This window comes from Streptomyces noursei, from assembly GCF_016917755.1.
GTDB classification, from domain to species: Bacteria; Actinomycetota; Actinomycetes; order Streptomycetales; family Streptomycetaceae; genus Streptomyces; species Streptomyces yunnanensis.
The window spans coordinates 652930-679003 of the sequence record NZ_CP070326.1; the positions used below are offsets into that span (position 1 = coordinate 652930).

The window sequence follows — 26074 nt, forward strand, 5'->3', positions numbered from 1 at the left end:
CCGGAGTGATGGAATCATCAGATCTGAATGCGCCTAGACTGGCGAGATGCAGAACCAGCCCGACACCACCGTCGGCCCGGCGAGTGCGAACCGCTTCGAACGCCGCCGGGCACGCACCCGCCAGGCGCTGATCGGCGCCGCGCGGCAGATCCTGGCCGAGACCGGCGAGACCTCGGCCAGCATCCAGGAGATCGCCGACCGCGCCGACGTGGGCTTCGGCACGTTCTACAACCACTTCGAGACCAAGAACGACCTCTTCGACGCCGCGGTCGGCGACGCCTTGGAGGAGTACGGCCAGCTGCTCGACGGTGCCACCGAGGGCATCGACGACCCCGCCGCTGTCTTCGCCGCCAGCATCCGCCTCACGCTTCGGCTGGCCGCCTCGCATCCCGAGATCACCCAGATCCTGCGGCTGCGCGGCTTGCCCCACATCAACGCCGCCACCGGGCTCGGGCCGCGCGCCCTGCGCGACCTGGAGGTCGGCAAGGCATCCGGCCGCTTCACCTTCGAAGACCCGCTCGTGGCCCTGTCCGCGGTCGGCGGCGCGCTGATCGGCCTGATCCAGCTCAACTCGGCGCGCGATCTCGACGCGGAGGCCGGTCAGCAGATGGCCGAGATGATCCTGCGCATGCTCGGACTCCCGGCGGACGAGGCCCACGAGATCTCCACCCGTTCCCTGCCCGACCTGCCCTGACCTCGGCGGGCCCCGCCGTCGCATGCCCGCCCAGGCCCCCGCGCCGATGCCCGGCGCGGGGGCCTGCCGCACTTCCGGCCACACAGGACACACCGGCGACCGGCACTGATGGATGGCTCGTAGCGCCCTCGGTTCAGCGGCTGAAGGGTGAAGGGGCCACCTCGGGTGCGACGGTCGCCTTGGCCAGGGCGGCCATATCCGGGTTGATCAGGCCGCTGAGATCGCCGAGATCGAGCGTGGCGGAGCCGATGCCGCAGCCGTAGGCGAAGAGGTAGTAGGGGGGAAAGTCGACGACGAGTTGGCCGCCGAACTGCAGGCCCATCTTCATGTTCTTCTGATAGCTGCTGGGCGTGACTGTTCCCTCGGGCGTCTGGCCGCCGGCGAGGAGGGTTTCCGCGTCCGTGGTGCAGGAGCCGCCGTTCATACCCATGATTTTTGGGGCGATCAACCTGGCCAGCCTGGTGGCACCCGCGGTTTGCCGGGCGGCGGGAAGAAGGATCTGGTCCTTGTCCAGGATCGTCCAGGTGCCCGTGTCGATGTTGATCCAGTCGTCGATCACCCCACCGTGGGATCCACCGACATATTCCTGGCCGGTGAACTGGATCACGGCCAGTCGGCCGACCTGATTGATCCTGGGCTGCTCGGAGAAGGTGAAGGCCGCACCCTGAGCCACGTCGGACGTGGTCTCGTCGACGGCGGCGAGGAAACCCTTGACGTCGCCGTCGATCCGGCTCCTGATCTCCGAGTTGAGCGCGTCGACGGCCGGGTTCGCCGACCAGAAGACCGGCAAGGTCACGTCGACCTTGTACTGGACGCCTCCCTTTCCGGCTCCACTGCGCGTGACCTTGGTGGTGCAGCTGCGCCAGGTGGCGGTGGAGAACAGGAGCTCGACCTTCGGCGGCGGGACGGTGACCACGTTCGGTACGGCGGCGCACCAGGCGGACGGCTTGTCGGCGGTCGGGCTGGGGCTCGGTGCGGGGGTGGACCTCGCCGGGGTGTGGGTGGTCGCGCCGGCGTGCGGGGTGGCGGAGTGCGGAGCCCCGGCATCCCACTGTCTGGCCAGGTACCCGGCGAACCCGGCCACGATCACGGCGACGATCAGCACCAGCGTCATCCTGCGGTTCGTGCTCATCCTGGTCGGCTTCACCTGCTCCCACCTACTTCGCCGTGGCCGCGGCGCCCTGGGTAAGCCGGACCGTGCAGGGCGTGCCGCACATCGCTTCCATCGCCTTCGCGCGGTCGGTGACGGCGAAGGAGCCGTCCCGACTGTATGGGCCGACCGCCTGGTCGTAGGCCGAGGCGAATCCCCTGGTGTGGAACGGCCGGGATCCGTTGGTCACTGTCTGTGTGGTGTGCTCGCCGTCGATGACCTCGTCGAGCACGAGGTCGTAGGTGACATCCCATTTGACGGTCTGGAAGGTGAAGCCGAAGTTCACGATCTCCCCCGCCTTGACGGAGACCGAGTGGCCGTCGAAGTAGTGTCCGCCGAACGCCTTTCCTTCGGGGTCAGCGTTCCGGGGGACGGGGACCGGTTCGTCGAGATTGAACCCGATCTTGATGTTGGTGTCCTCGCCCTGGGACGGATAGACAAGCAGGGTCCCGCCCGGAGCCGGGGTGGCCTTGGTGCGGACCTTGATGTGGATGCCCGTGATGTCGACGGTGTGGCTGCGGTTGCCCTCAACAGTCACCAGCGTGGTCGTCTCGTAGGTGTCCACCTTGTCGGACCGCTTCGACATGACTGCGGCCACCTGGTCGGTGTGGAGCGTCTGTCCGGGGCTCAGCAGCCTTCCCGGGAAGAGCCACGCCCCATTGTGGTTCACGACGCTGTCTCTGGTCTGGACCGTGACATGCAGCGACGGGCCGCTGGCAAACGCGTCCCTGACATCCGGGTCGCCGGCGAAGTGGTAGACCACGCCGAAGACGACGGCCACGGCCAGCGCAATCACACCGGCCCATTTCGCCCTGTAGTAGTTGTTGGTCACATGTACGTCGCCCACGTCCCCCGCAGCCAGGGTGTTGACACTCCCCCTGCCGGAGCGGACCTGCTGACGCACCTCTCGGCGGTCCCCGTCACCCACCGGCTGTTACTCCCTCTCCTCCGGCGGGAGCGCGACGTTTCCGCCGGCCACGATGTTCCGGCTGCGGCGGCCCGACTTCACGCGCTGATCGAGCGGTGCCGCCGGCCCACGTCGCCCGGCAGGTCCTGGCGCGCCCGTCCCGGCGACGCCGATGTCCCCGCGGGCCACGATGTTCTCGCTGTCCCGGCCCGCGGTGACCTCCTGTCTGTCGGCCGAGCCCGGGCCGGTCCCGGGCGTGCTGCCGCTGCTGCGGATCCACTCGAAGGCGCTGACGGCCAAGCCGCTGAGGAACGCGGCAACGGCCATCGCCACGGCCCAACGGTCACCGTCGGCTCGCGGGGTCCAGGAGAACCGGAGCGTCATCATCACCGTCGTACTGCCCGCGAAGACCAGGACCGGGATCGCCACCCGCCACACCACCGACCGCCAAGACCTTGCGCTATGGCCACTCATGCGGTCAATGTTCCCATGACATAGGCAAGTTGAACACGCGAGCGACTCAACTTGGCACTGCGTGCGGTGAGCGCCTCCCGCTCCGCCGCCAAGGCTGCTCGGCTTCCGAGGCTCCGGGCATCGCAGCGTCGATGGCGGCCGCGACCGCGCGGCGCTGCGCACGACGATCGAGTCGCCGGTCCCCCTGCACCGCGGGCAGTTCCAGTCCGAGCCCAGCAGCAGGCCGTCGTCGCATCGCGGCTCAGCACAGTGCCGCCGGCGCGGCAGCGCTCGACCGATTGGCCAACCCACCGGATCAGCGATCGGAGGGCCGTGCCACATCTGCCTCTTCAGGTGCCGGGTGAGCCGATTCAGCCCCCGCGGGAGCAATGCTCATGACCTGTGGATCACTCCTGACGGAAGGAGGCGTACCTTCCTGATGGATCGATCGACAGGTCATCGAGCAAGGCCGACGTTGCAGCGTCGGTCGGGAAGGCACGTCCGTGCTTACGGTGGTCAACGAGGACGGCACCACACCAAGCGGCAGTTCGCTGCTGGATGAGGTCGTTCGGGAAGGCGCACGGCGGATGCTGGCCGCCGCGCTTGAGGCCGAAGTCAACGCCTGCATAGCCGAGTTGGCCGATGAGCGCGACGACAAGGGGCGCCGCCTGGTGGTCCGCAATGGCTATCACCAGCCCCGGAAGGTCACCACCGCGGCCGGCGTGGTCGAGGTCAAGGCGCCGCGGGTGAACGACAAGCGGGTCGACGAGGCCACGGGCGAGCGCAAGCGGTTCTCGTCCGCGATCCTGCCGCCGTGGTGCCGCAAGTCCCCGAAGATCAGCGAGGTGCTGCCCCTGCTCTACCTGCACGGCCTGTCCTCCGGCGACTTCGTGCCCGCCCTGGAGCAGTTCCTCGGCTCCTCCGCCGGGCTCTCGGCGGCTACGGTCACCCGGCTGACGACGCAGTGGCAGGCCGACCACGCCGCCTTCATGGACCGCGACCTCGCGGAGGTCGACTACGTCTACGTATGGGCCGACGGCATCCACCTCAACGTCCGCCCGGAGGAGGCCAAAGCCTGCGTCCTGGTGCTCATCGGCGTCCGCGCCGACGGCTCCAAGGAACTGGTCGCCCTCAAGGACGGCTACCGCGAATCCGGTGAGTCGTGGGCCGACCTGCTGCGCGACTGCGCCCGCCGGGGCATGCGCGCCCCCATCCTCGCGGTCGGCGACGGCGCCCTGGGCTTCTGGAAAGCGCTGGCCGAGGTGTTCCCCGACACCCGCGAGCAAAGGTGCTGGGTTCACAAAACCGCCAATGTCCTCGACTCCATGCCGAAGTCCGCGCAGCCTGCCGCGAAGAAGGCCATCCAGGACATCTACAACGCCGAGGACCGCGACCACGCCGAGGCGGCGATCAAGACGTTCGCCCAGCTCTACGGCGCGAAGTTCCCCAAGGCGGTCAAGAAGATCACCGATGACCAGGAGGAGCTGCTGGCGTTCTACGGCTTCCCGGCCGAACACTGGATCCACCTGCGGACCACGAACCCCATCGAGTCCACGTTCTCCACCGTCCGGCTGCGGACCAAGGTCACCCACGGCGCCGGCTCCCGCGGCGCCGCCCTGGCCATGGTCTTCAAACTCGTCGAGTCCGCCCAGCAGCGGTGGCGGGCGGTGGACGCGCCCCACCTCGTCGCCCTCGTCCGTGCCGGAGCCCGCTTCGAACGCGGTCAGCTCGTCGAACGCCCCGAGGCGGTCGCAGCGTGAGCACCCTCGCGGCCCAGGCCCTCAGCACCCGGCGGCTGGACCTGCTGCCGCTGCACGTCGAGCACGCCGAGGAGATGGCCGCCGTGCTGTCCGACCCGGCCCTGCACACCTTCATCGGCGGCACTCCGGACACCCCCCAAGCCCTGCGCTCGCGCTACCAGCGCATGACCGCAGGCTCTCCCGACCCGGCCGTCTCCTGGCTGAACTGGGTAATCCGGCTCCGGGACGAGTCCTCCCTGACGGGCACCGTCCAGGCGACGGTCGGCCCCTCCGGCCACGGACTCATCGCCGAGATCGCCTGGGTGGTGGGGACCCCGTGGCAAGGGCGGGGCATCGCCACCGAAGCAGCCCGAGGACTCGTCGACTGGCTCAGCCGGCAGCCGGTGCACACCGCCATCGCCCACATCCACCCCGAACACCGGGCATCCGCCGCCGTCGCCACTGCCGCCGGCCTCACACCCACCGACGAATGGCACGAAGGCGAGATCCGATGGCACCGGAGCATCAGACGATAACTTCAACGATCCACAAGTCTTGACTATTACTCATCTGCCGCATGAGCATGACGCGGTTGACGTGCCCTCGAGCTTGCCGGAGCTGCAGGGCAGGCTCAGGCAGGCCATCACAACTGGCGTCCTGCCCCGGTTCCGCCTCCTACGCCGACGCGGCGGTGACCTTGACAGGGGTCGAGGGGGGAACTCTTCCCGCCGATGCCGGTTCCCGGCTGCACCGCGCCGCCGACTCCCTGGCCTCCGCGCGGGAAGCGGCGGCCGACGGCAACGACCCCTCTGCGACGGGGACGAAGTGGCAGTCACGGGGGCTCGGCCAGGCGCACCGCTCGGTCGGGCAGGCCCGCGACCACGCCCTGGTCGGCTACGCCCTCGCGCAGTTGCGCATCGGCATGCCGCAGGACCGGCTGGCGCGCATCCACAACAACCGAACGCTCGCGGAACACCCACTCATAGGGGCAGTGCCTGCGCCAGTTCACGCCACTGCGCCAGAAGCTGGTGGTATCCCTGCCCTTGTGGCAGTACCACCTGCACCGCGACGTGGTCGGCCCCCGCCTTGTGGAACTCCTCGATGCGCCTACGGATCCGTTCCACGCCGCCGAGCGCGACGAGGGCGTCGAGGAGGCGGTCACTGCCGCCGCCTGCGAAGTCCTCCTCGGTGTAACCCGCGCGCTTGAGGCTGTTGGTGTAGTTCGGCAGGGCCAGGTAGGAGGCGAGGTAGTCACGGGCAGTATGGCGAGCGCGGTTCAGGTCGGCGTCCAGGACGACCTTCATCTCCGGCCCGAGGAACGGCCGTTGCCCCAAGATTTCGCGGGCCTGCGCCGTGAACTCCGGCGTGACGAGGTACGGGATGGCACCCGCCGCGCGGTCACGGGCCAGCCCGAGCATCTTCGGGCCGATAGCGGCCAGCACACGCCGTTCGGCAGGCACCGGCACGGGGGCGGAGTCGAGGCCGGTCAGGTAGTCCTGCATCGCGGAGTACGGGCGGGCGTACCGCGTGGCGAACCGGGCGTGGCTGACGCCCAGACCAAGGAGGAAACGTTCGCGGTCGGCAGGGTCGAGGGCAGCCTGCCGCGCGGCGACATCGGCCGCCTCGTACTGCCAGATGCTGAGAATGCTGGTGGCCACCACCACACGGTTCGTCGCCGCCAGCAGGCGAGCGGCGTGGTCGAAGCCCGGGCTGCCGCCGATCCACAGGGCAGCGAAACCCATGTCTTCCAGCGCCGCCGCTGCCTCACGGATCTGCCCGGCCTCGGCAGGATCATCCGAGCGGAACCAACTGCTCCAGATACCGATGGAGCCAAGGCCCAGGACGGGTACCACCTCTCTCACCTGCCTCACCAGTGGTCAGTGCCGGGCGCGGACTGCTCAGCGGCCGCCCGGCACGCCGAGGACTGCGGTGTCACAGGGCCAGCAGGTCCTTGCGCGGGCCGCCCAGCGGTCCGCCGCTGTCGAACAGGGGCCCGCCCTCGGCGAGCGATCCGGTGTCGACGGCCTGGAAACCCGTACTGTCGACCAGCTCGGCCACTTTGCGTTTGGCGTCGAGATCGTCCCCGGCGAGCAGGACGATGCGGCGCCCGCCGTTGACGACGGGGTCCTCGGCGAGGACCTGCGCCGGGTAGGTGTTGAAGCCCTTAACCACAAGGGCGCCCGGGAGAAGCGAGGCGACGACCTCGGTCGGCGGGCGCCCTCCGGTGTCGGCGTGCTCCAGACCGCTCGGCGTCTCCCGCAGCGGATTGATCGGGACGAGGACGATTCGTCCCTGCCAGGAAGAGACAGCGGCCGCCGCGCTCTCCTTCTGGTCCCACTGGACGGCCAGGACGACGATGTCACCGAAGTCGGCGGCCTCCTGGGGTGTCCCGGCCGACGCGTTCTCGCCGAGCTCGCCGACGAGCGTGGCCAGCTTCTCCGGGCCGCGGGAGCCGGCCATCATCACCTGGTGCCCGGCCCGGGTGAAGTGCCCGGACAGCGCGGCACCAAGGCGCCCGGCGCCGATGATTCCCACCTTCATGACCTCACCGTCGCACACCCTCGCGGACCCTGCCTCCCGACGGACGGTCAAGCACCGCGCTTGACCGGGGCCCCCGCGTAGAACTTGCCGGTCATGTGGAAGAACTGCGTGCCGTTGACGATGGTGTCGAACACCTGCTGCTCGGTGTAGTCCTCCACCTGGGTGACGTAGACGCCGCTGACGGGTTCGTGCCAGGACAGAGCGTACTGGCAGGGCCGCAGCCGCGTCGTGCTGTAGGTGATCTGCTGCGTCAGGCCCGTGAGCGTCCCCGGACCCTTCACCACCTTGATCGTCGCTTCGGTCGCCGAACGGAACGTGATCGTGGTCAGGAACGGGCCCTTGCCGATGGGCGTATCAACCCCGAAATCCGCAGTCCACGTCTGGCCCACCGCGGGCACGGTCGCGTCCTTGTACTCGCCGCCCCCTTCACCGCATCCCGTGTCGCGACGCTGCGAGGAAGGCGCTTGCGCCTCAACTGCCGGAACAGCGGAAGTGAAAAGGGCCAGGGTGAGCAGCACGGACGCTTGAACAAGCCGGGAGAGTTTCATGACGAGCTCCTTGCTCCCCCCTGCAACCACCGGACCCACAGCACCGGGCTAGTGCCCAGAATTCCAGCACGGTCTCCTGCGGTCGGCGACCCGAGCAGGGCGAGGCGGCAGCAATGCCTCCCGCTGACGCACTGGTTTTCCAACAAGCTCTCATCGTGACTTTTAACCGGTTAACGCGGTTTGGTGCCTACTTGTGGTGGGGGGGCCGCTGGCAGAGGGCCGCCCCAGATTCGGGAGCGGGCGGTATCGGGGCCAGCCGGGTGCGGATCCGCAGACGCCTTAGTGGGGCAGTTCCCCCCGGCGCCACAGGCGCGTGCCCAGCAGAAGCGGGCGGAGTGCCGGGGCCTCGGGAGACGGGTACGGGAACGCGGGCGAGCTACTTGCCTAACGTGCCTTAAAGGCATTCAGGTTGCTGACCTGCAAGAATGCTCGACAGCACTAGATAACGCTGGCGGCCCCCGATGCCGTCGAGGAGGCGTGAGGTGGCCAAGAGAACGGAGGTGGCGGCGCCCTGTTCGACGGTCTTGATCAGGCGGAGGGGAACCCTTCCGCTGCCGCGGCCGCCGGTGTGGCGCTGGAGGTTGGTGTAGGTGGCGCCAGGCATCAGCGCGTTGGCGGTGATGTTGTCCTTGGCCCAGCGGCGGGTCGCTTCGACCGCGAAGAGGACGTTGGCGGTCTTGGACTGACCATAGGCCAGCCACGGATCGTAGGGGCGGAAGGCGAAGTTGACGTCGTCCCACACGATCGGTGATTGCTGGTGGCCTGTGGAACTGACGACGACGATCCGGGCGTCGTCGGCGGCGGTCAGTGCATCGTGCAGGCCGGTGGCGAGGGCGAAGTGGCCCAGGTGGTTGGTGGCGAACTGTCACTCCCAGCCCTGTTCGGTGTATTGCTCGGGACAGGCCATGACGCCGGCGTTGTTCACCAGGACCTGCAGTGGGCCCTGCCATGCGGCGGTGAAGGCCGTGACGGACGCAGGATCGGTCAGGTCCAGGTGCGCGACGCGCACCTCCTGGTTGCCGGTTGTCTCGGTGATGTCCTTGGCGACCCGCTCGCCTGCTGCCACGTCTCGGACGGCGAGAGTGACTGCCGCGCCGGTGGTGGCCAGGGCGCGGGCGGTCTCTGCCCCGAGCCCGGAAGAGGCGCCGGTGACCACAACCCGGCGGGCAGTGAGGTCGATCCCTTCCGCGACCTCGGCGGCCGTGCTGGAGAAACCGAACGGGGTGGTGATGGCGCTCATGAGTGAACTCCTTGCTGGGGGGGGGTGAATCGTGCGTGGTGGCCCTGTGTTCAGGGTGTGAGCATTCGGTCCTGCTCGACCGGGGGTGTGCCGTCGAGCCAGGGCAGGGCCTTGCCGAAGCGGACCAACTCGCCGTAGAGGGCGGGATCCACGGGGTCGGCGAAGACCAGGTCGAGCACCGCATCTGCGGCTTGGGAGGGGGACTGGGCCTGGCTGTAGTCGCTGAACCAGGGGCGGGAAGTTGCGGTGTCGACCATGCCGGGGCACACGGAGGCGATCAGAGTGCCGGTGGCGAGATCATGTTCGCGGCGTTCGGCGGCGATCGCGCGGACGGCGGCGACCTGGGCCACCTTTGAGGGCACATTCAGCCAGCGCGGCCAGCCCGCTTCTTCGGCGTTTCTGGTGTGGATGGCTCGGCGCCAGGACTCGACGGCGTACTCCACCTGCTCCAGGTTCGCGCCGTCGAACAGGTGGTGCAGCCGTGGGTCGAGGTGGCCGAGGGTGCCGAATCTGCTGGCCACGACGAGCAGTCGGCCCCTCGGGCGCAGGGCAGGGCCGAGGGAGCGCAGGATCGCGTGGGTGGCGGTGTTGGAGACGTCGATGAATTCGTCGGCCCTCTCGGCCTGTGATTCTTCGGGCAGCAAACGGGCGACCGCGTTGGAGATGACGACGTCGGCCCCGCCGTACCGTCCCCCGAGTTCGTCGGCGAGGCGGGCGATGGCGTCGGTGTCGGTGACGTCCAGGACCCGGCCCTCGACGCGGGCGCGTGCGCCGGGCAGCTGCGTGACCTCGCGGGCGGCGTCCTTCACGCGCTGGTGGTTGCGACCGGTGAGCAGGACCAGGTCGTCCGGGTTCATGCGGGACGCCAATCCTTCGACGAGGGCGCGACCGAGTCCTTGGTTGGCACCCGTGACGAGGGCGATGCGTGAAGTGTTCATGCAGGCCACACTAGAAAGGGCCACATTCATGAGTCCAACGAAAGTTCAGCACGGTTAGTATGCGCAATCGTCATGGAATTCACAGATGTGTCACTGACCGCGCTGCGCGTCTTCCGCGCCGTAGCCGAACAACGAACCTTCACCGCGGCCGCGGCAGCGCTGGGCTACACCCAGTCGGCGGTGTCCCGGCAGATCGCCGCAATCGAGCGGGCGGCGGGCGCGGAGCTGCTGGAGCGGCGGCGCGACGGAGTACGGCTCACCCCGGCAGGCCGCGTCGTCATGCGCCGCGCGACGATCGTCCTCGACGAGATCGGAGCGACTGCGAGGGAGCTGTCCGGACTGCCCGGGCAGTCCGGGACGGTCCGCCTGGGATGGTTTCCCAGCGCCGGCGCCGTCCTACTGCCCCAAGCCCTGGCCGCGCTCCGCCGCACGGACCCCGGCCTGCACGTCGTCGGCCGAGAGGGCAGCACCCCGGCGCTGGTGCGCGCCCTGCGAGCCGGCAGTCTCGACCTGGCCCTGCTCGCGTCGGCACCGCCGTTCCGACCGCCGGACGCCGAGTCGCCCGCGCTCGCGCTGCAGACACTCACCGAACGTGCGCTGTGCCTCGCGGTGCCCGCCGCGCACCCCCTTGCCCGCGGCGACTTCGTCGACGTGGCCGACCTGCGCGGACAGCGCTGGATCGCCGGCTCATCCTCCGGAGAGGACCGGCTGATGGGTGTGTGGCCCGGCCTGGATGAGCGGCCCGAGATCGCCCACACCGCCCGTGACTGGCTGGCCAAGCTCCACCTCGTCGCCGCCGGCTGCGGGCTGACCACCGTGCCGCCCTCCCTCGCTGCCGCCGCGCCACCGGGGGTACGCATCCTGCCTGTCCGCGGCGGGCCCCAAGAACAGCGACGCCTGCTGCTAGCCCGCCTTCCCCACCCATCGGCCGAGCCGGTCATCCGTGTGGCAGCCGCCCTCCGCGCGGCGGCCCTCGACACCACTCCATCCCCGCCAGCTTCGTGACGAGGGCAATGAACGTGTAGGCCAGGTTCCTCCTGGCGGTCCTGCGACGACTCGGCTCCCAGCCCCACTTCGGATTCCGCAGAAGCCAGGTGCACTGAGAATCCCGAGCCGAGCGTTCTCACCCAAAATGGCAACCACGCAGCGCAGCACAACATCCACAGACAAGCTCAACGCGACAGGACATTGTAGGCTCGCATTTCGCCTGTCCCTTTCTCATTGACCGTAGCCTTTGTCCGGCCCAAGGGACGGCGTGATGAGACGAACTCCCGTGTGATCGTTCACTCGTCGTAGTGCTGATCCCGGTCTCGATCTATGCAGCGGCTCTCTCCGGCCTGATCGTGGAGAGGGCGCAGCTGATCGTGACCGGGATTTCTGCTCCCCGCTCCTGCTGCTCGGAGGTGGGGTATGCCGGGCCAACTGAAGACTCTGCGGCGGCACTACCGGGGTCTCGGCGTCGGCCGGGCCGGGCGGGGCGGGCGGGGCGGGGCGCCCCGGGGAAGCATCGATGCCGCCCCCGAGCAGCTTGAGGTCTCCTCTGTACACCGGAGGCTCTCCGCCGCATTGATCAGCCCGCCCCCTTCTCTGAACTGAGGAAATCGGCCGGAGCCCGGAGGGCCGCGCCAGTCCAGTCGCCAGGAGGCGCGGGTAGTGATCGCGCTCCCGCCGTTCACTTCTTCGCGCCTTCGGGTCATTCCGAATTACCTCAGTCAGTACAGGTATCTTCTCCACGGGATCCGGCAGAGCGTTGAATTTATACGTAGGGCTCGACACCAGATGTCGATGACGGCCGACACCACCCCTCTTGTGGGGGGGAACCGTGTCGACGAGTTCCGGCAACACCCGGCCGCAGCATCACGGCGCGGCGCCGGATGCTCGCCTACCTGCGTAATCGGCGGGCTCCAGCTGAGACGCGACGTCAGCCGACAGTCGAGGCGGTGCTGAAACTCACCGCCATTCCGAGGCGGCGAGGCGGCCAAGTCTTCGGAAGCCGTCGACAAACGTGGCTAGCTCCCACCTATAAAACCAGAACGTGGACGAAGGGAGTGCGCGATGGCCAAGACGGACGAGCAGTGTTCGGGCGAGGGCTACCACGTGTTGCAGACAGCCGAGGAGGTGTACTCATCAGACGGGGAGTACGCTCAGGATCAGCCGCAGACACGCTCGGGGACGATCGAAGGGTGGCCTGCGGCCAACGCGCCGAGTTCCGACGCACAGAGCATCCGGTACGCGACCCGGCGGGCCACGAGTTTCGAGCCCTCGCACACGTATCAGCAGTCGCTGCAGTTCGAGTTGATCGAAGAGGCGGCGACGCCGAACGTGCGGCGCCGGGGCAGGGCGGTGCGGATCAGTACACGGGGCACGGTGGTGGACACCGCGCGGATCCGAGAGCATCACGACGCGGGATCCGGCGCGACCACCTCCTATTCGTATCTGGCCGGCCGCTTCGCCCCCGGTGACTTGGGAAAGAAACGCGACCTCGCCGACAATGGCAACATTCTGGACAGCTTTGCTATCTCCGTCCAGCCGGTGACTCCCACCGCCCCGGCGGGAACGACCACCCAGAACAGCGCGGATTGGGTGATCAGTGACTTCTCGCCGACATCCCACAATGGTGAGAAGACCGTGAGTACGTCGACGACCATCGGTGCCAACGTTGGCTTCTTCGGCACTACCCCCACTGCGGGGCTGAGCTACAGCTACACCACGGGGGCGTCCTGGGCCCTGAAGGACTACGAGCTGGCCGCAGCTGGATCGACCACCCATGACGGTCCGTACGTGTCCTGGTCGATCAAGCGCACGAGCAAGGACTCCGACCCTGCGTTGGCGAAGTCCGCGCTGACACCGCACCTCGAAGCGGTGTTCACCCTGAGGCCGGAGGCTAACCCCTCGCGGTTCTCGGCCTTCACCGTCCTGACCACCATCACAACCGACCATGTGACCACCGAGAAGAGGTCGATCCCTTGGGGGCCGTGGCTGCTCGGCTACCTGATTGCGCCGAGCGTCGAGGTCAAGGTCCACCACTGGGTTCCCATCCAGTTTCTGCAGACCTATCTGATCGATTGGGAGTACGGAACGGTGGAGATCATCGGCCACCGGAGGCCCCGAACCACCGAGGAGGAGATCGCGAAGCTTCTCGGCCTGCCCCTTCACCCGCAACGCCCGAATCTGATGCCCGTACCGGATCATCCGCTGGACGGCTTTCCGGCGATCATTTCCAGGTTGGTGCGAGCCATGAGCCTGGTCCGAGAGAAGTGCAAGCCGACGGCGGATGACGTGAAGGCGATGTTCTCCCCGGTCGCTCTGCCCACGGTCAAGCCCGATCTGACAGGCCGATTCCGATACCGGGGCGAGTCGCCGGTCGGGACGATGTTTGTCCCTCCGGGCCGTAAGACCATCGAAATCGCCGTTCCCGCCGAGCGATTGGGCCAGTATGTGAACGGCTTCGCGGTGGGGTCCACCGATCCGGCGGGCTCATGGTCGTACGAGTGGCTGGGCTTCCGGCGGTCCCTCCTGATCACCCGCACCGGAGCGGCGTCCGATGGCTGCACAGTGTGGCTGACCCCGCGAAACTACCGGGGTGGAGTCTGCACCGTGGTGAGTCCGAACGGCCTCAACCAGTTGCCGGTCCGGGATCTCGGCCTGCCCGAGCCGCCGGACGCCATCGTGGGCCTCTACCCCGATGCCTCCAAACCGGCGAAGTCTCACGTCGTGTTCTGGCGCGACTGCGTCTACCAACTGGAGAAGACCGGCACCTCCACTACCAATGGCGCCCCGGTGCTGAGGCTGGCCAAACCCCGCCTGCTGCGCGAGCATACGAACGATCCGGCTACCCGCGATGTCGACACCGCGTACAGCTTCCCCGAGGCGAGCGGAGATATCCCACTCAAGACCACGGTTGTGCTGGTCAAGGGTCAGAAGTGCCAGGCGTTCTATCTGGCGGCCGACGGGACGCTCACACCCAACAAGGGCGAGCCGCTGACGCAGGTGCCGAAGATCGTCACCGCTCTGGGCGGTCGCCTCGACACCGTGCTGCCGCGGGCCTTCGGGACTGACTCCTTCCTCTGGTTCGGCGGTCGGCTGGCCACCCAGACCGAGACCATCGAGGACGCTCCGAAGCCGGTCCCGTTCGAGAAGATGGTCGCCAGGTCCGAGATCCTCCGCGGGCGGCTCAGCCCCGACTTCCTGTTCGACTCCCACACCCACCTCGGCGACGACCACCTCTTCTTCCACGCCCCCGGCAGCTACGTCGACGAATAGGAAGCGTACCCATGGACGGTTATGACGACCCGCCACCACCGGAGAGCAAGACCCTCTGGTTCGGCCGGGACCCGGACACCGGTGCCCCCATCACCCTCAAGGTGCAGGACCTGGGTAACGGAATCGGCATTGTCGACTGGAACATCGCAGGGGTCCTGCACCACCTGAGGATGGGTGGCGACGACAGGGAGTGGCGGAAGTACCTCAACCGGAAGTTCACCGAGCCGACGGCAGGAGGCTCCCGCAGCTGGGCCGAGAAGAACGGGTTCGAGGCGTATACCCGTAGGCTGCTGGACATGCTCGTCAAGGACCGGTACGGGGGAAATCTCTCGCAGGGAAAGAGACTTGTGGAGAGCATTGGCAAGCTCGTTCCCATCCCCGGGCAGTACGACCGTCGCAGTCCGGAGGCGTTCGAACCGGTCGGGTTCCGGGATTTCTATACGCGCGACGAGCGAACCAACCGGAACAAGCAGATCCTGGAGCTGCTCCCTGAGGAGGGCCAGAAGTACGGTGAGGACAGCGGGATCCGGGTCCTGATCGCCAACGGCGGGACGGAGGCGCTCAGCGCGGCCGTGGTTGCGGGAGACGAGAGGCTAGCCGGCAACGCGCACGGTACGTGGGCGATCGTGTCGCTCCCGCACGGAGTGACCGTCCAGACCGAGGGCCGGATCGTCCGCCCCGACATTATGTTGGGCTCGCTCCTGCGAACGGCTGCTAGCTTGCAATCGGGCAACTACCTGGATACGCCGGTCGAGTTGCCGATCAAGAGCGAGGTGCGCAAGACGACTTCGTACGAGACGGCTGTCTCCGATGTGTCCTCCTTCGAGGTGCTGGGCAACGAGACCGCCCTGCGCTACTACCAGGGGCGCAATCGCGCCCTCCTGTTCGACGAGCCCGTGGGACCGCTACCCCTCACCAGAAGCAGCTGCGAGTTCGCCGAGACTTTCGCCGAGCAGATGAAGACCGTCACCGAGCAACAGAAGGAGGCAGATCCCGGGCTGCGGGCTCTGGTCGAGGCCGTCGAAAACCTCTCCACCATCCGCGGTGAAGCATCGGCGATCAATGAGCGGACACTGTGCAAGGAGCGAGAACTCACCCCTCGGTCCTCTCCCTCGACCTCCGCAGGTCTCTCCTGGGTCTATCAGCTGAGGCTACTCACTGACCCGTGGGAGATCACGAGAGACATGACCGAGAACCCGAATACGACGAAATTCCGCAAGGACGTGTTCGATGACCAGAAGTTCCTCTGGAAGCCAACCAGCCTCCCGCTCCTGGGCGGCGTACTGGGCGCCGAGAGCTTCCTCGTCGACGCCACCGTCACCATGTGCACCGTTGGGCTGGCTCCGCCTGTCCTGGCCGATCTCCTGAAGTGGTCGAATCTGGCCAACAAGGGTATCCGGGCACTGCGGTGGATGGGCAACAAGATCTCCGCGCCGCCGAAGAAGGAGACCTGGGGAAAGACGTTCAGGGAGCAGTACCGACTCCATCGACGCAATCCCGGCATCGCGACGGAGCTGGCCGTCGACGCGGGGTCATGGTTCACCGAAAAGTTCCTGCTGCCCAAAGCGGTCAAGCTGGCAGCCAGGCTCGGGCACAACGCCGACGCCTTCCGGGTACTCGTCGAGCAGACCCCGGACGACGACACCTTCCTCGCCCGCAAAGCCAACTACCTCCGTAAGCGAGGCCAGGACTGGAAGGGCTTCTGGGACCAGGTACGTGGCCCGGAGGGTGTCTCAAAGCCCACGCTGTACCGCGCGGAGGGCATCAGCGACCTCAGCGGCCTCCGCATCGCCGACCCGTGGAAATCCCCGCTGCCGAATTCGGACTACTCGACGGAGGGAAGTCTGCTCTCCACGGAAGGAGATCTCCTCGGCGCATTCGGCGGCGGGATCGACGGCTTCGATGTACCCCGTACCCGGGGGACTCGTGTCGCCGCCTTCAGCGGCATGGAACGCGTTGAGTCCCGAGATCCGCGGGGCGCCCGTGCCTTCGAGGCGCCCTGGTGACAGCACATCATTCCGACGCGCCCCCGGTCGGCCGCAGGTAGAGGCCCCTTCCCGCTGACGGTCACTCGGTCTGGCGGTGTCCGAAGGACATCCGCCGCGACCTGGAGTGGGCCCTGGCGTACCACCGAGCGCGGCGGGCAGCGGGCCTGGGTCATGTCCCCTGGTGTGGTGTAACTGATCGAGGGCGCCGCCAGGGAGTACGGCGGAAACGTGCCGTTTAAGCAAGAGTCCGCAGATGATCAGCCTTTGACGGCGCATCGGGCTGCCGAAGGACGGGACGTACGTGGCGGCAGACCTCTGGGGACAAGATCGTGAGACAGAAGTGGCGTGTCCCTCAAATGAGACGGCCGGAAACACCCAGGTCGCCAAGCCGGAATGGGACTTTCCGAATGCGGCCCTACACGTACCGCGCGCTCGTGGAGCAGCCCGGCCTGATCCCGGTCCAGCCGCAGTGGATGCACAACACCGTTCTGCACTCCGGGCCACAGAACACCGCGACCACCGCCGAGGTCGACCAGTTCGTCGCCGAAGTGACCCGGGCCGCCGCCGGCATCGAGCCGTTCGACCTGGCCCTGGCCCGCCCGGACATCGGCACCGTGGCGATCGAGAGCAAGGGGTATCCCGGGGCACAGCACCGGCGACTGTGGGAGATGACCTGGCGAGCACAGCAGGCAGTGGTCGGTGACCGGTGGCCGCTGATCCCCACGCAGTCCTACCCCCACCTCTCACATGCCTATGAACTGAACCGGATTTTGTAGCGGCCCTGAAGCCAGGCATGATCGCCTCGGCAGATGGGAGAACGCAGGTCCGATGCCCGCACCACGGAAGTACCCCGACGAGCTGCGCGAGCGAGCCGTCCGCGAAGTCCAGACCTCAGGCCGTCCGGTCGCTCACGTGGCCCGTGACCTCGGTATCCACAAGGAAGCCCTGCGTGGCTGGGTCCGCCAGGCCGAGGCCGACCAGGGCAGCCGGTCCGACCTGCTGACCACGGCCGAGCGGACTGAGCTGGCCCAACTCCGCAAAGAGATAGCCGAGTTGCGACGGGCGAACGAGATCCTGAAGGCCGCCAGCGTGTTTTTCGCGAAGGAGCTCGACCAGCCCCGCACGAGGCCGACGCGGTGATCAACCACCTCCGCGACGACTTCGGGGTCGAGCCCGTATGCCGGGAACTGGACCTGTCGGTCTCGGCATACAACGCCCGCCGCAAGCGCCCGATGTCCGCCCGGCGCCAGCGCGACGCACACCTCACCGAACGCATCCGCCGTATCCACGCTGCTTCCGGCGAGACTTACGGAGCCAGACGCATCCACCGCCAGCTGGGGCGCGAGGGCATCGCCGCGGCCCGCTGCACCATCGAGCGGCTGATGCGCGAGGACGGCCTGGAAGGCGTGATCCGCGGGCAGCGGCGCCGCACCACCATCCCCGAGCCGTCCGCTCCCAGACCGCCGGACCTGGTCAACCGGCACTTCACCGCCCACCGCCCCAACCAGCTCTGGGTCGCCGACCTCACCTACATCCGCACCTGGTCGGGCTGGGTCTACGTCGCCTTCGTCCTGGACGTGTACTCGCGGATGATCGTCGGATGGCAGCTTGCCACCCACATGCGCACCGATCTTCCACTGGACGCCCTGGAGATGGCCCTGTGGCGGCGCGGGATCAAGAAGGGCTCGGGTCTCATTCATCACAGCGACCGCGGTTCGCAATACGTGTCCATCCGCTACGGCGAACGGCTCATCGAGGCCGGCGCGACCGCGTCCGTCGGCTCCGTCGCCGACAGCTATGACAACGCCATGGCCGAGGCCCTCAACGGCACCTTCAAGGCCGAACTGATCGAACACCAAGGGCCCTGGCACGACGCTGGCCAGGTCGAACGCGCTGTCGTCCAGTGGGTCGGCTGGTACAACACCGAGCGCCTTCACTCCGCCCTCGATTACCTTCCACCCGAGGAATTCGAGGCCCACTACTACCGATCCCAGGCGAACCCCAACGCCGCCTGAAAACACGCAAACCGGCCGCTACGAAACTCGGGGCAGCTCACTATGCCGGTTCCGACGTACACCTGACGCCCGACCGCGGCGCGCTGAAAGTGGTGTTGTCCGACCTGCCGGGCGAGTCGGTGACCGTACCGGTCGACACCCTCACGCTGGTCGCCGAATGGCACGACCGACGCGAGATCGTCTGGGAGCCTCTGGCCGAAGTGCGGCTCGGCTGCCGGCGATCGACCGGGCAGCGTCATAGAGGCTGAACAGACTCCCTGGCCAGGCCCCGGTGGGAGAACAGCACGAGCCATTGGGGCGAACTTGTCGGTTGGAGGCGGCACCCGGCCCGGCGGCTGGCGTTGTGCTGGGTGTGGAATCGACGCAGCTGCTTGAAGAGCTTGCAGACGCAGTGGCGTTGCGCAACAGCTGCGTGGCCGCGCTGCGCAACGCCAGCACGCACGTGACCGAGCTAACGGCGCAGGCGATCGCTGCCGGAGCGCCTGGGCCGGACATTGCCCGCATCTTGACCACCCTCGAACCGGTCGTCGGGCAAGAGCGGCAGCAGTTGGCGCAGGACGCCGTGGTCCCGCAGCCGCGCCCGGAGCCGACGGACTGTTCATCCACTCCGTCGGCGAAGGTGTCCACGAACTGCCCGGCGGTCGTTCGCCAGATCGTGGATGCCTTCGCCGCGCGGGGCCATCCCGAGTGGCTGACTCTCGCGCAGATCGCCGACCACCTGGTGGGTGTGGACCCGGCCGCATGGGGGCAGTGGGAGGGGCGGCGCGACCGGTTGAACATGGTCGGCCGCACCATTCGGTCCGTGCTGCGGCGAGCCGGAGTGGAGATCCCTTGCAGCCGCCTCGACGGTGTCATCGATCGGAGGCGGCCGACCATCTACAAGCTCGCGGATGTTCAGCGCGCTGCGCAGGATTCCCCGGTTACTCGGCGAGCGGGGTGATCGCGGCGTGGTAAGGGACGCGCAGCGGCAGGGCGTCTGCCGGGCCTGAAGACGGACTCTCCTCAAGCAGGGCGCGGCTACCGACGCAGGCCACCGCGGTCGGCCTGACAGCGCGAAGACCGCCCGGGTTGACTCGGGCGATGCACCGGTCATCCCCAGAGCTTTCGGGTGAATTCCTTTGCCCAATCCGCCCGTTCGCGATGCGTGCCGTGGGGTGTGCACGGGGTGTTAGGTGCGGCATCGCACTTCGGGCAAGTGACGTCCACCGCGTGCCAGGTGCGCGCCGGCGAACCGCTCCCCCGTTCTCCCCGCCTGTCCCTACGCGGCTGCGCAGGTTGGGCTTTGGCCTTGCCGGTTCGCAGGATCATCCGCATCCGGCGCAAGCGTTCGTCGTGGGGAATCTGTCGCGTCTTACCAGGTCCGACGCGGTCGTCGTTGGCACAAGGCTTCCCCGGCTCGGCGTGGCATCGCGGACACTTCCCTGTGTACCAGTCCCCGCGTGCCACCTGGTGATGCAGCCGGGGCTCGTCCTTCTTCGTCTCCGGCCTCTCGTCCTGGGCCTTTGGCGGCCGCACCCTGCCAGTCTGCCTCTGAGCCGGGAGTGCACGTTCGGGTGCAGCCGCCCGCTCGCGTTCCATGCGCGCCTTCCAGGTGTCGATCTGGCGTGCTTCGTGGGGTGGGAGCTGAGTATCGGCCATGGGGGCCAGTTCGACGAGCTGCTTGACCAAGCGGCGCTTGTTCGCCTGGGACATGAAGTTGCCGTGGCGGTGCAAGGTGCGCAAAGTCACTCGTATCCGCTGCGCCGCGTCCACTTTCCTCTGGCGGGCCTCATCCTGGGCTTCGGCTTCGGCTTCGGCTTGCAGTTTCCGGGCAATCTCTACCCGCTCCTTGACCAGCGCGGCAAGGAACTCGGCTGCTGCTTCTGCGGTGTGGTTCTCGGCGTTGGTGCGGTCGTGGGCTGCGATCGCGTTTACACGGGCCAGGAGCCCGCGGGTCTCTTGAACGTTCTCTTCGGTCACAGCCTTGCCCAGACGGGAGAACATCTGCTGGCGCACTATGGCCTGTTCCTCCAGCCAGACCTTCGCCTCCTCAAGGGCGGCGTCGATCTGCGTACGCGTCTCCTGGTCCACGCCGTTCATGGCGGCAAGGGTGTTGCTCACTCTGGTCACTACGACCACGGCCCCCACGGTGCGGGCCTCATCGAGACGGCGAAGGAGGACTTGGGCTTGGGCCCGCGAGTCTGGCGCCTTCCTGCCCTTCCCCGATGGCCGGCGAGTCGGCGGGGGCGTGGTGTGCGAACGGACGATTCGCTCGACTGCCGGGGTCGACAGGCCCCGCTCGGTCACCTCGCACTCGTCCAGGGCGAACCACTCGGTAGGTCGAGCGAAGGCATCGGTGCCGATCTGAACGCGGCGCGCAGTGCCCTCGTTGTCCAGGCGGATCCGATGCACGTACCAGCGGCGGATCAGCGTGTCACGGTCCACTGGCACCGACATGCCCAGCACTGGCTCACGCTCGCCGTCCCACACCGGTGCCACCGTCTGATCCAGGTGCACCCGCAGCCCGCCGTGCGGCCAGCGGACGTCGACGACGGAACCGAGTGGCGCTCCGTTGGGGCGGGTGTACTCGAAGCTGGCCTGCTCGCCGCGGTCGGCGAGCCATGCCGCGGCCGCGGACTTCACGTACAGGTGATCCGCGCTGTTGACACCGCGGGCGTGGCGTCCGCACACGTGCGGCAGTCTGTCCGGATCCGGGTGATGGGCGAAGTGGCACGCTCGATGAGTTGACTGAACTAGCTTGAAGAAAGTGGCAGGTCAGGCGGGGTCTTGCTAACTTCCCCGGCTATGTCTGAACCAGCGGCCCATGAGAGGGACTTACCGGCTCTCGCGCTGCCTGAGATCGGCCGGTTACTGACCTTGAAGGCGGGTTGTCGTAGGGCCTGACTGTTGTTGATCGTTGCGGTATGCCGGTTGTATGAGGTATCCGCAGGGTGGGGGCCTGACGGCGGAGAGGCAAGCATTCCGCGAGCGGGTCCGGATGGAAGCAGCCGGGATGTTCGCTGCCGGGCGGGGCAGTACGGAGATCGCGAAGGAGTTACGGGTCAGCGTCCGGTCCGTCCAGCGGTGGCGGCGGGCCTGGCGGGAGGCCGGCCAGGACGCGGTTCGTTCCCGTGGCCCGGCGTCCCGTCCGAAACTGAGCGAGGCACTGTTCGCTGTGCTTGAGGAGGAGTTGGCCAAAGGCCCGGTCGCTCACGGCTGGCCGGATCAACGATGGACCCTGGCTCGTATCAAGACGCTGATCGGGCGGCGGTTCCACAAGAGCATGACGCTGTCGGGCATTTCGCAGATGCTGCGGCGGCACGGCTGGAGTCACCAGGTTCCGGCCCGTCGGGCCGTTGAGCGTGACGAGGCGGCCGTGGCCGGCTGGGTGAAGAAGGCGTGGCCGCACTTGGAACCACCGCGGCGGCGCTCGGGGCCTGGATCGTTTTTGAAGACGAGGCCGGGTTCTCGATGACGCCGCCGACCTCCCGCACCTGGAGCAGGCGCGGATCCACCCCGGTCATCCGGGTCCGCGGCCGTTCCCAGCGCCGATTCTCCATAGCCGCCCTGTGCTGCTACAAGCCCGGCGAACGGTCTCGCCTGATCTACCGACCCAAACGGCATACCGATCACAAAAGTGGCGGTCGCAAGAGCTTCGCCTGGACCGATTACCGAGACCTCCTCATCGCCGCCCACCAGCAGCTCAACGGCCCGATCGTCCTCATCTGGGACAACTTGAAGTGCGCCACGAGGCGCGACGGAATCGAGTGGAGGTGAAGGGACTCCACCGCTGGGCGGTCGCAGCCGTCCGGTGAAGCTGAGGGCAGTCGCTGCCTGGGAACGCAGGTGGCGGCGGGAAGCAGCCCTGACAAAGTACGGGACGGGTCGGCACTGTCAGACGGCCTGGGTCCGGCAAGCAGTGAGGAGAAGGTGTACGAGAGGAACCGCTGTCTGACGCCCCGTAAGTGTCCCGCTCGGCTCAAATCTGACGGATACGGGCCGGGTTGCAGCGCGTGACCGTCACTCGTCTGGGTGGCGTTCAACTCCGAAGCCGGTTTTTAGGTCCGGTGGGGAGGCCATGCCGAAGGTCTGCGGCGTAGGCATGGCGAGGCTGTCGGGGTAGAGGCGGGCACCTCCCTCCTCGATCGATTCTGTGGTGAACGTGGGAACCGCCTGCGGTCGCCCTTTCCGCCGTGCATCCGGTGCGGCGGCGGGCAGGTCCGTTGCCGACTGATGGCCGTCGGGCGGGGCGGAGGTCTCGTAGTAGTCCGAACGCGCGAGAGGCGCGTACATGGCGAAGGAGACCAGCAAGTCAGCAGTGGACGTACTGGAAGGTCAGGAGGCCGTCGCCGGTGAATACCGACGAGCTTGACTCCGTCCTGTTTGGGGCGGAGCGCAGGGTACTGAAGATCCAGACCAAGCTGCACTGTTGGGCCCGTGATGATCCTCATCGCAGGTTCGATGATCTACACAACCTCGTTGCCGACCCCGCGTTCCTTCTGGTCGCGTGGGACCGGGTGCGGGGCAACAAGGGAGCACGCACGGCCGGAGTGGACGGACATACGGCCCGTTCCATCGAGGCTGGGCAAGGTGTCGGGGAGTTCCTCGACGGGCTGCGGTCGCAGGTCAAGGACCGCAGTTTCCGCCCGCTGCCGGTGCGGGAGCGGATGATCCCGAAGTCGGGTGGCAAGTTGCGCCGCCTGGGGATCGCCACCATCGCCGACAGGGTGGTCCAGGCTTCCTTGAAGCTGGTGCTGGAGCCGATTTTCGAGGCGGATTTCTACCCGTGTTCCTACGGGTTCCGTCCGAACCGTCGCGCTCATGACGCAGTGGCTGAGGTGCGCTACTTCGCATCCCGCTCCTATGAGTGGGTCGTTGAAGGCGACATCACGGCCTGTTTCGATGAGATCTCACACTCGGCCCTGATAGACCGGGTGCGGGCACGAGTCGGGGACAAGCGCGTCCTGGCACTGGTGAAGGCGTTTCTCAAGGCAGGCATCCTCGGAGAGGATCGCATGCTGAGGGAGAACCGCGCCGGAACCCCGCAGGGTTCGATCCTTTCGCCGCTGCTGAGCAACGTGGCCCTGACGGTCCTGGACGAGCACATCGCCCAAGGACCCGGCGGGCCCGCTTCCAGTCAGACGGAACGGGCCAAGCGCCGCCGTCACCGACTGCCCAACTACCGGCTCGTCCGCTACGCGGACGACTGGTGCTTGATGGTTACGGGCACGAAGGCCGACGCCGAAGCCCTCCGGGAGGAGATCGCAGGAGTCCTGTCCACGATGGGCCTGCGCCTGTCACCGGAGAAGACCCTGATTACCCACATTGACGAGGGCCTTGACTTTCTCGGCTGGCGCATCCAGCGCCACCGGAAACGGGGCAGCAACCGGCACTACATCTACACCTACCCGTCCCGCAAAGCCGTCAAGGCAGTGACGGGCAAGGTCAGAACACTGTGCCGGACGATGGACACGAGCCAGCCGCTCGATGCCCTGTTGCGTCACCTCAATCCGACGCTGAAGGGCTGGTGCGTCTACTTCCGGGCCGGCGTGTCCAGCGCAACCTTCGCCTACCTGAGCTACTACACGTGGCGCCAGGTCGGGAGCTGGTTGCGTCGCAAGCACCGCCGGTCCACATGGAAGGATCTCCGTCGACGCTACTGCGACGTCGGATGGTGGCCGGCCTCGGAGGAGAGACCGCTGTTCAACCCGGCAAAGGTGACCACCACGCGTTACCGCTACCGGGGAACAGTCATCCCGACTCCATGGCCCGGCCTGGAATGAGGACAACACACAAGCCCTGAACAGGGCTTGTGGAGCGCCCGGTGCTCGGAAACGGGCACGCCGGGTGCGGGAAGCGGTCCGGGGAAACGGGCCGGTCGACGAGACCGGAACCGCGCCCCGGATCGACTTCACCGTCCACAAAGACCGCCGCATGCGGGCCTTCATCGACGCACACGACTGGATCAACGCCTATCACCTACCGGCCTACGCACCCGATCTCAACCCTGTCGAAGGCATTTGGTCGGTCCTCCGCCGGACCAGCCAGGCAAACACCGCCTTCACCAGCCCCGACCACCTCATCCGCCGACTACGACATGGCCTCCGTCAGATCCAGTACTGCAGCGGCGTCATCGACGGATGCCTCACCGCGACTGGGCTCACACTGACGACACCACGCCTACAACCTCAGTAACAGCTACGAGCCGGTTGAGAACCGGATCAGGTAGTAGTGGGCGTCGGACGCGGTGCTGCTCAGCTGCTCGCCTTGGTGGACCGGCAGTGCCGCCAGTGCCGTGCCACGAGCGTAATCGCGGGCGGCGGCACTGGTGTGATAGTTGCCTGCGCTGAGCTGGACGTCCGAGGGGTAGGTGCCGGAATCCGGATCGGATGTGGTGACGATGAATCCGTCGCTCGGAGCGGGGTTGTAAGGGCTGATCTCGGTACCGCTGCGGATGTTCTTGTCGAAGATCTCGACGGGGCCTCCCTGAATGCTGAGCGACTCGTCGCTCTGGAGGGTGCCAGTCACCGTGAGTTCATCATCCGTGCTCAGCAGCGACCCGCTGTCGACGCCGGTAGTGGTTGCAGTGACAGTCAGGGCCTTGGTCTCCACGGGGCCGGAGGCCACAACCGCGGTGGCGGTGCAGGTACCGGACACGTCGGTCTCGCCGTCGACGGTGAGGTGGCCGTTAGCCGTGAGCGGGGCCGTGATGGTGAGGTCGGGGCCGCTCACGAGTTCGCCGATTTCGACGCCGGGCAGTACGGGCCGGTCGACGGTGACCGTGAGCGAGTCGTATCGCTTCATCCCGCTCGCGACGGTCTTCAGTGTGAACACGCAGTCGCGGGCGAGGGGCTGGGTGACGTACGGAAAGGTGATGAGCCTTCCCGACGGTTCGTCCTCGCTGTACAAAGTGTGTTGCCCTGCCGGCCCGCTCCACTGCAGGACGACCGTGTCGCCCGGACGAACCAGGGTTGCCGGGGTGGGGTGGGGCGGGTCTCCAGGGAGATTCAGATGGGCAGTGAAGTTGGCAGCCGTTGACGCCATGGGTCAGACCTCCTCGGCAAGGCCCGCGGTGGCGAGTCCGAGCCCTCGCTTGACGATCTCGAAGGAGCGGGTGCGTTCGGACGGTGGCCCCTCGGGGGTGTTAGCAGCGGATTCGAGGGCCTCGACCACTGCGGTGCCCGGCTCACGGCTGATCCGGAGCCCTTTCAGCTCGATGGCCAGGCTCGGCGTCACCGTCTGCCGCAGCGCATGTTCGGTGGGGGTGAACCTGGCCATGCCGTCCTGCGGTACGGCGATCAGCACGTCTTCCTGGAGCGCTACCACCGACCACGTGGCGGGTACGGCGAGAGGGGTGATCCCGCTACCGGATGCCACGAGTTGCGGGGCCCCGGCGCCGACGGGCAGCCGGATGGTGAGGAGTGCACAGTACACGGGCTCGGTATGGTGGTTGGTCACCGTGATCCGCAGGTCGCACAAGGAGAGCTCGCCGTCCGGAGGGCTCGCGTACACGTGCTCCGGGACCGTTGTACAGGTGTAGGTGAGCAGCGTCTCTTCATCTGCCGGGCTGGGGGATTTCATGGCTGCCCTTCGCGATGGAGGCGGGGAGAAGTCCGTGC

At 67.5% G+C, this 26074-nt stretch carries 23 protein-coding genes and 3 pseudogenes; 13 read left to right on the forward strand and 13 right to left on the reverse strand.

Features of this window, described 5'->3' with window-relative positions:
- Window positions 1-46: 46 nt before the first annotated feature.
- Entirely contained in the window at window positions 47-694 is a 648-nt protein-coding gene (locus JNO44_RS02740; RefSeq protein ID WP_205361007.1) for a TetR/AcrR family transcriptional regulator, read from the forward strand.
- A gap of 133 nt (window positions 695-827) precedes the next feature.
- Here the strand turns inward: JNO44_RS02740 and JNO44_RS02745 are convergent, their stop codons facing one another.
- From JNO44_RS02745 to JNO44_RS02755, 3 genes are read right to left on the reverse strand one after another with little or no spacing between them, the layout of a single operon-like run.
- A complete protein-coding gene (locus tag JNO44_RS02745; RefSeq protein WP_205361009.1) occupies window positions 828-1826 on the reverse strand; it encodes a hypothetical protein in 999 nt (332 codons plus the stop codon).
- Window positions 1827-1851: 25 nt separating this feature from the next.
- A complete protein-coding gene (locus JNO44_RS02750; protein ID WP_205361011.1) occupies window positions 1852-2772 on the reverse strand; it encodes a hypothetical protein in 921 nt (306 codons plus the stop codon).
- A gap of 6 nt (window positions 2773-2778) precedes the next feature.
- Window positions 2779-3225, reverse strand: a complete 447-nt coding sequence (locus JNO44_RS02755) for a hypothetical protein (protein WP_205361013.1) — start codon at window positions 3223-3225, stop codon at window positions 2779-2781.
- Between the two features lie 482 nt (window positions 3226-3707).
- Here JNO44_RS02755 and JNO44_RS02760 point away from each other — a divergent pair, with 482 nt between their 5' ends.
- Both JNO44_RS02760 and JNO44_RS02765 read left to right on the forward strand, forming a co-directional pair.
- Window positions 3708-4964 carry an IS256 family transposase gene (locus JNO44_RS02760; protein ID WP_205361015.1) on the forward strand — a complete coding sequence of 419 codons (1257 nt, stop codon included), beginning with the start codon at window positions 3708-3710 and terminating at the stop codon, window positions 4962-4964.
- Window positions 4961-5479, forward strand: coding sequence for a GNAT family N-acetyltransferase (locus JNO44_RS02765; RefSeq protein ID WP_205361017.1), 519 nt, complete (start codon window positions 4961-4963; stop codon window positions 5477-5479). The genes JNO44_RS02760 and JNO44_RS02765 overlap by 4 nt, the downstream gene beginning before the upstream one ends.
- Before the next feature lie 296 nt (window positions 5480-5775).
- On the opposite strand, the gene JNO44_RS02770 is transcribed toward JNO44_RS02765, so the two are convergent.
- The 6 genes and pseudogenes from JNO44_RS02770 to JNO44_RS02795 form a co-directional block, all read right to left on the reverse strand.
- Window positions 5776-5919, reverse strand: a complete 144-nt coding sequence (locus JNO44_RS02770) for a hypothetical protein (protein ID WP_205361019.1) — start codon at window positions 5917-5919, stop codon at window positions 5776-5778.
- Between the two features lie 4 nt (window positions 5920-5923).
- Complete coding sequence (locus JNO44_RS02775) at window positions 5924-6796, reverse strand: LLM class F420-dependent oxidoreductase (RefSeq protein ID WP_240167384.1); 873 nt, start codon at window positions 6794-6796, stop codon at window positions 5924-5926.
- Window positions 6797-6875: 79 nt separating this feature from the next.
- Complete coding sequence (locus JNO44_RS02780) at window positions 6876-7484, reverse strand: NADPH-dependent F420 reductase (RefSeq protein WP_205361020.1); 609 nt, start codon at window positions 7482-7484, stop codon at window positions 6876-6878.
- 47 nt (window positions 7485-7531) lie between these two features.
- Window positions 7532-8032 (reverse strand): MoaF-related domain-containing protein, encoded by a 501-nt coding sequence (locus JNO44_RS02785; protein ID WP_205361021.1) that lies wholly within the window; start codon window positions 8030-8032, stop codon window positions 7532-7534.
- Window positions 8033-8483: 451 nt separating this feature from the next.
- Window positions 8484-9272 (reverse strand): annotated as a pseudogene (locus JNO44_RS02790) (SDR family NAD(P)-dependent oxidoreductase); the annotation flags it as partial.
- A gap of 50 nt (window positions 9273-9322) precedes the next feature.
- Entirely contained in the window at window positions 9323-10210 is an 888-nt protein-coding gene (locus tag JNO44_RS02795; RefSeq protein ID WP_205361025.1) for an SDR family NAD(P)-dependent oxidoreductase, read from the reverse strand.
- A 72-nt stretch (window positions 10211-10282) separates the two neighbouring features.
- Here JNO44_RS02795 and JNO44_RS02800 point away from each other — a divergent pair, with 72 nt between their 5' ends.
- The 7 genes from JNO44_RS02800 to JNO44_RS02830 all read left to right on the forward strand — a co-directional run bounded on the left by JNO44_RS02800 (window position 10283) and on the right by JNO44_RS02830 (window position 19416).
- Window positions 10283-11215 carry a LysR family transcriptional regulator gene (locus JNO44_RS02800; protein WP_205361026.1) on the forward strand — a complete coding sequence of 311 codons (933 nt, stop codon included), beginning with the start codon at window positions 10283-10285 and terminating at the stop codon, window positions 11213-11215.
- A 1050-nt stretch (window positions 11216-12265) separates the two neighbouring features.
- Window positions 12266-14473: a hypothetical protein gene (locus tag JNO44_RS02805; RefSeq protein WP_205361027.1), complete on the forward strand. Its 2208-nt coding sequence runs from the start codon at window positions 12266-12268 to the stop codon at window positions 14471-14473.
- Between the two features lie 11 nt (window positions 14474-14484).
- The gene (locus JNO44_RS02810; protein WP_205361028.1) at window positions 14485-16479 is read left to right on the forward strand and encodes a hypothetical protein; all 1995 of its coding nucleotides are present in this window, start codon (window positions 14485-14487) and stop codon (window positions 16477-16479) included.
- A gap of 389 nt (window positions 16480-16868) precedes the next feature.
- Complete coding sequence (locus JNO44_RS02815; RefSeq protein WP_205361029.1) at window positions 16869-17237, forward strand: hypothetical protein; 369 nt, start codon at window positions 16869-16871, stop codon at window positions 17235-17237.
- Between the two features lie 52 nt (window positions 17238-17289).
- Window positions 17290-18476 (forward strand): IS3 family transposase gene (locus tag JNO44_RS02820; protein ID WP_420882600.1). Its coding sequence is split into 2 segments (ribosomal slippage): window positions 17290-17563 and window positions 17563-18476, totalling 1188 coding nucleotides; the frame shifts between segments, so codons are not numbered across the junction.
- Between the two features lie 92 nt (window positions 18477-18568).
- Window positions 18569-18724, forward strand: a complete 156-nt coding sequence (locus JNO44_RS02825; protein WP_205361030.1) for a hypothetical protein — start codon at window positions 18569-18571, stop codon at window positions 18722-18724.
- A gap of 104 nt (window positions 18725-18828) precedes the next feature.
- The gene (locus JNO44_RS02830; RefSeq protein ID WP_205361031.1) at window positions 18829-19416 is read left to right on the forward strand and encodes a hypothetical protein; all 588 of its coding nucleotides are present in this window, start codon (window positions 18829-18831) and stop codon (window positions 19414-19416) included.
- A gap of 149 nt (window positions 19417-19565) precedes the next feature.
- Here the strand turns inward: JNO44_RS02830 and JNO44_RS02835 are convergent, their stop codons facing one another.
- Window positions 19566-21146 carry a zinc finger domain-containing protein gene (locus JNO44_RS02835; protein WP_205361033.1) on the reverse strand — a complete coding sequence of 527 codons (1581 nt, stop codon included), beginning with the start codon at window positions 21144-21146 and terminating at the stop codon, window positions 19566-19568.
- A gap of 244 nt (window positions 21147-21390) precedes the next feature.
- Between JNO44_RS02835 and JNO44_RS02840 the strand changes: the two are divergent.
- Window positions 21391-22193 (forward strand): annotated as a pseudogene (locus JNO44_RS02840) (winged helix-turn-helix domain-containing protein); the annotation flags it as partial.
- Between the two features lie 282 nt (window positions 22194-22475).
- On the opposite strand, the gene JNO44_RS02850 reads toward JNO44_RS02840, so the two are convergent.
- Complete coding sequence (locus tag JNO44_RS02850; protein WP_205360237.1) at window positions 22476-22766, reverse strand: hypothetical protein; 291 nt, start codon at window positions 22764-22766, stop codon at window positions 22476-22478.
- A 41-nt stretch (window positions 22767-22807) separates the two neighbouring features.
- Between JNO44_RS02850 and ltrA the strand changes: the two genes are divergently transcribed.
- On the forward strand, window positions 22808-24238 hold the full coding sequence (gene ltrA / locus JNO44_RS02855; RefSeq protein ID WP_205360235.1) for a group II intron reverse transcriptase/maturase: 1431 nt from the start codon (window positions 22808-22810) through the stop codon (window positions 24236-24238).
- 133 nt (window positions 24239-24371) lie between these two features.
- Window positions 24372-24650: pseudogene (locus JNO44_RS02860) on the forward strand (transposase); the annotation flags it as partial.
- Window positions 24651-24653: 3 nt separating this feature from the next.
- Here the strand turns inward: JNO44_RS02860 and JNO44_RS02865 are convergent.
- Both JNO44_RS02865 and JNO44_RS02870 read right to left on the reverse strand, forming a co-directional pair.
- A complete protein-coding gene (locus tag JNO44_RS02865) occupies window positions 24654-25499 on the reverse strand; it encodes a hypothetical protein (RefSeq protein ID WP_205361038.1) in 846 nt (281 codons plus the stop codon).
- A 3-nt stretch (window positions 25500-25502) separates the two neighbouring features.
- Window positions 25503-26036 carry a hypothetical protein gene (locus tag JNO44_RS02870; protein WP_205361040.1) on the reverse strand — a complete coding sequence of 178 codons (534 nt, stop codon included), beginning with the start codon at window positions 26034-26036 and terminating at the stop codon, window positions 25503-25505.
- Window positions 26037-26074 lie beyond the last annotated feature (38 nt).